2 protein-coding genes are annotated in these 2,513 nt (G+C 63.6%); both read right to left on the bottom strand.

Translation table 11 applies throughout. The features are described 5' to 3' along the window. Positions 1-1,369 (bottom strand): HAMP domain-containing protein (locus tag WCB02_RS20085; RefSeq protein WP_423960739.1); only part of this gene is annotated, 1,369 nt, incomplete at its 3' end. Positions 1,370-1,751: 382 nt separating this feature from the next. After that, positions 1,752-2,513, bottom strand: a 762-nt coding sequence (locus WCB02_RS20080) for a methyl-accepting chemotaxis protein (RefSeq protein WP_423960737.1), incomplete at its 5' end; no start/stop codon positions are given.

Here is a 2,513-nt window from a genome sequence, read left to right as displayed (position 1 = left end):
TCTCCTCGGTCGCGGACGCCACCGACTGCACGTTGGACGAGGCTTCTTCCGACGCGGTGGCGACCGTGGTCGTGTTCTGCTGGGCGCGCTCCGCCGTCGCCGTCAGCGTGCGGGCCGAAGCTTCGAGCTCGGTCGAGGCCGACGACACGGTCTCCACGATCTGGCCGACGGCCGATTCGAATCCCGCCGCGAGCTTGTGCATCTCGGCCTTGCGCTGCCGCGCGGCAACTTCGTCCTGCCTGGTCTTGGCTTCCGCCTCCTCGCGCGCCTTCTCCCCGGCCTTGACCTTGAAGCCTTCGACCGCCTGCGCCATATCGCCGACTTCGTCGTTGCGCTCGAGCCCCGGCAGCACCACGCTGAAATTGCCGCTCGCGAGTTCCTTCATGCCGGCCGTGAGGCCGGCAAGCGGACCAATGATGCCGCGCGCAATCAGGAACGCGATCAGGAGGCCGAGCAGCACGGCAGCGCCGGCGACGGCTTCCTGCGTCAAGATAGTGCCGCTGATGCGGTCGCCAGTCTCGGTGTCGGTTTGCTGGACCGTTTGCAGGATCGACGACTTTGCCTTGTCCATTTTCTCGATGGCGGCAAGGATCACCGGCGTGACGCTCTTGTAGTAGAGCTGATCGCCTGCAACGAGATTGGGGCCGGTCTTGTCAAAGGCCTCGGCATATTTGGCGACGCCCGTCTTGGCCGCGACCAATAGCGCGCCGAGATTGGACGGAAGATCGGCTTTTTCGAGCAGGGCGATTTGCGCCTGGGCGTTGGCGACGTTGGTCTTGAACGTTGCAAAGCCCTTGGCATCGCGGGTTGCCAGCATTCGCCAATTCGCCACGCGCACCAGCAGGACCTTCGAGAACAGAGCGCCGGCAGCCGATTCCGTCGGCGTTCCCGCCGCGGCGTCAACGAATTTCTGCACGTCGACCGCCATCTGGTCGCCCTCGCTGAACAACAGCTTGCGGCCGGCCAGCATCTGCTTGACGGCGTCGCCCAGCGCCGCTCGTTTGGCGCCCAGTTCCGTCATGTCCTTCTCGACCTCCTTGTAGGCCGTTCGCCGCTCCTCTGAAGTCGTTGCTCGCTGCGCCTCCTCGAGCAGATCGCTTACTTTTGCCAGACGTTTGTCGGATTCCGCGAAGGACGCCTCATCCTGGTCGAACGCGTAGCGCAGAATGGCGCGACGGATCGCCTGCAACTCGGTCGTGATTTCCCCGACCCGAATCGCGTTCTTGGATTGCAAGGTGAGCACGGCGACCTGATCGCGAATGGCGGTCAGTTGCCAGACCCCGAAACTTGCGAGCGCCGCGCAAAACAGCAGCAGCGCACCAAAGCCGCCATAGAGTCGGCCGCGAATTCGGAGGTTCAAAAATGACATGGAGGACGATCCTTACAAACTGAGGCCGGTTGAGAGCTGGCGAAACGAACGGAAAACCCCGTGCCTTCCACGAGCAGTACGGTCCGAGTTGCGAATGAATGCTAAATTATGCGTACCGTGGGACTACGGCATTCGCGCGCAAGTCATTGACGCTCTGTAAGTTTGTGGCTGCATCTAAAATGCGGCACAATTTTTAGCGGAAGCCATCGTTTTCGCTCTCCCAATCGGCTTCCCAGGGGATTTCGCCACCAGGCGAATTCGGCACACCGGCCTCATGTCTTCATCCCGGAGTACCTTGTGCCATGTAGCGCGCTGCTGGAGCGGGAAACGTCGCCGGTCAGGTTGTTGCAAATCGCAACGGCGGCGACCGGTCGTGCGCTTGCTACGCCGCACGCACCGAGTTGAGGAATTTGTCCACTTCACGCTTCAGCCGGTGGCTGTCGCCCGAGAGGGTTTGCGCGGCTGCGAGCACCTGCGACGAGGCCGATCCGGTCTCGTCGGCTCCGCGCTGCACGTCGGTAATGTTGGACGAGACCTGCTGCGTGCCATGCGCTGCCCGCTGAACGTTCCTCGAGATTTCCTGTGTCGCGGCGCCCTGCTCTTCGACCGCGGCCGCGATGGTCGAGGAAATCTCCGACAGTTTCTCGATGGTGGCGCTGATCTCCTGGATCGCGCCGACGGATTCCTGCGTCGCGGCCTGGATGCCATTGATCTGCTGGCCGATCTCGCCGGTCGCCTTCGAAGTCTGCTCGGCCAGCGCCTTCACCTCGGAGGCCACGACGGCAAAACCGCGACCGGACTCGCCGGCGCGGGCCGCCTCGATGGTCGCGTTCAGCGCCAACAGGTTGGTCTGGCCGGCAATGGTGTTGATCAGTTCGACCACGTCGCCGATGCGCGCCGCCGCCTTCGACAGTTCACCGACACGGTCGTTGGTCTTGCGCGCCTGATCGACCGCAGCGTTGGCCATCCGCGCCGATTCCTGCACCTGGCGGCTGATCTCGTTGACAGAAGAGGCCATCTCCTCGGTCGCGGACGCCACCGACTGCACGTTGGACGAGGCTTCTTCCGACGCGGTGGCGACCGTGGTCGTGTTCTGCTGGGCGCGCTCCGCCGTCGCCGTCAGCGTGCGGGCCGAAGCTTCGAG

The organism is Bradyrhizobium sp. (assembly GCF_049581145.1).
GTDB lineage: Bacteria > Pseudomonadota > Alphaproteobacteria > Rhizobiales > Xanthobacteraceae > Bradyrhizobium.
This window is presented reverse-complemented; position numbering and strand designations above follow the sequence as displayed.